Source organism: Empedobacter sp. GD03739 (assembly GCF_029843245.1).
GTDB lineage: Bacteria > Bacteroidota > Bacteroidia > Flavobacteriales > Weeksellaceae > Empedobacter > Empedobacter falsenii_B.
On the sequence record NZ_JAOCHX010000094.1, the window covers coordinates 1 to 2,181 of the forward strand.

Sequence of the window (2,181 nt, forward strand, 5' to 3'; positions counted from 1 at the left end):
ATATAATAAAATGTTATGTATACTAACTAAATATTAGTACCCAGGAGTCTGAGTCATATTTTTATTTAAATTTAAAACTGATTGTGGTATTGGCAATTGCCATTTGTGATCTCCAGCTTTTAATGTTTGTTCTGAAGAAGCAGTTCCTGTCCCATTTGCTAAGTAACCGTTTCCACTACGTTGAATACCGCTTGTGTAAACAGAAGAGATACCAGCAACTCCTTGTAAACGTTTTAATGTAAACCAACGATCTCCGTTTTCGAAAGCTAATTCTTTACGACGCTCTAATTGAATTGCATCAAAAATTGCAGCTCCAGTTTCTCCACCTGTATAAGTAGAATAACGTACATCTCTCAATTTATTTAAAGTTATCAAAGCAGCACCTTGATCTCCTGATAAATATTGCGCTTCAGCTAAGTTAAGAATTGCTTCTTCAACACGTAAGTAACGTCCGTTATTCAATCCTAATTTTACTGCTCCATTAATGTATTTATTAACTGCAATAACAGCCTCACCATCATGGTTTTTAGGGTTAAATACTTTAAAATATGCATTAATACGCTCAGATTCAGATTTTTGATTATACAAAGCATAAAAATCTTTATCTACAGCATATTCAATTACGATATTTTCGTTCGTTGCTCCTTGACTATAGTTAGTACCAATTGTTGGATCTCCAGAATTGATAAATGGAATTTCAAATAAAACACCATTACTATTATTAGAAGTCCATAACCCTGCTAATTGAGCTTGAGTTGCTGGAGCAACTGCATCAACAGCTGGTTTAGAAAATTCAATCGATTTTTTATAATCTCCTTTATATAAATATACTTTTCCTAATAAAGCTTGCGCTGCAGATTTACCCATAACAGAAGTTTCTGAAGAAGCTTCTAAATTTGGAATTGCAGCTTCTAAATCTGTTATAATTTTATCATAAGATTCTGTAATCGTAGCATCACGTTTTGGCATTGCTGTAGGATCATACTTGTCTACGTAAGCAATACCAACAGTAGAACTTGCTTCTGCAGACTGTGTTGGAATCTCAGCATATGTACGAGCTACTTCAAAATGAGCCAATGCACGAACTGCTTTTGCTTGTGCAATTACATTATTTTTGAAATCTCCATCTTGTAAATTATCTGTATTTGCTAAAATAATATTAGCTCTAGAAATAATATTATAAGATGACGAATAAATACTCGTAGGAACTGAATTTGAGTTATATGACCAAGTGTGTGCTCTTTGACCTGCACGACGTCCATTTGGATCTAAGATTAAATTATCTGCTAAGATATCTCCTACAGAAACAATATCACTTGCATTACTTAAACCTGCAAAGTAACCTGCTTGAGAAAATCCTTGATAAACACCATTTAATGCCGTTGTGAAATCAGATTCGGTTTTATAATAATCAGCAAATTCAATTTTATCGTAAGGTTTTTGATCGATATCATCATCACTACAAGATGTAAAACTTAATGCACAAGCTAACAATGATAATACTAATATATTTTTTTTCATTTTGTTATAATTTTTTAGAATGATACATTAAATCCGATAGAATAAGAACGAACTAATGGATAAGAGAACGCCGTAAAAGAGTTTGATACATATCCTGACGAACCTACTGCACTACTTTCACTTGTTCCTGTACCTGCAATTGGGTTACCATGGTAATTTGTCCACAATGCTAAGTTTTGAACTTGAGCAAACATTCTTAAGTTTTTGATAAATGTTCCTTTTACTAAATCAGTAAAATTATATCCTAATGATAAACTACGGAATGCGATATAATCAGATTTTTCTAAATATTTTGTTGAATATTCTGGCCCTGTTGTATTTGGCAAAGCAAATGAAGCATTATCTCCAGCTTGTTTCCAATAATCAGCAGCTTCTACAACATGGTTATCTAAAGATGTTGGATCTGTTAAGTAAGCATATGTATTGTTATACATATATCCACCTGCAGAATAAGTAAAGTCTGCATTAATATCAAATCCATAGATTTTAGCATTCAAACCGAAACCACCCATTAAAGTTGGAAGTGGAGTTTTGTTAGTCGCTACTGCATCACCTCCATCATAAACGTCTGTTACATTCCCATCTTTATCTAAGTATAAATCTTTACCAGTATTTGCATCAACACCTGCATGACGTACTAAATAGAATTGATAAGGTTTC

General features: G+C 32.8%; 1 protein-coding gene and 1 pseudogene. Both read right to left on the bottom strand.

Annotation, left to right across the window (positions count from 1 at the left end):
- Positions 1-33: 33 nt before the first annotated feature.
- Positions 34-1,521 (bottom strand): RagB/SusD family nutrient uptake outer membrane protein, encoded by a 1,488-nt coding sequence (locus tag N5E64_RS15500; RefSeq protein ID WP_280038283.1) that lies wholly within the window; start codon positions 1,519-1,521, stop codon positions 34-36.
- Positions 1,522-1,535: 14 nt separating this feature from the next.
- Positions 1,536-2,181 (bottom strand): annotated as a pseudogene (locus N5E64_RS15505) (SusC/RagA family TonB-linked outer membrane protein); the annotation flags it as partial.

Coding starts and splice junctions, on each gene's coding strand:
- N5E64_RS15500 (WP_280038283.1), bottom strand. CDS start 1,521: ATGAAAAAAAATATATTAGTATTATCATTGTTAGCTTGTGCATTAAGT.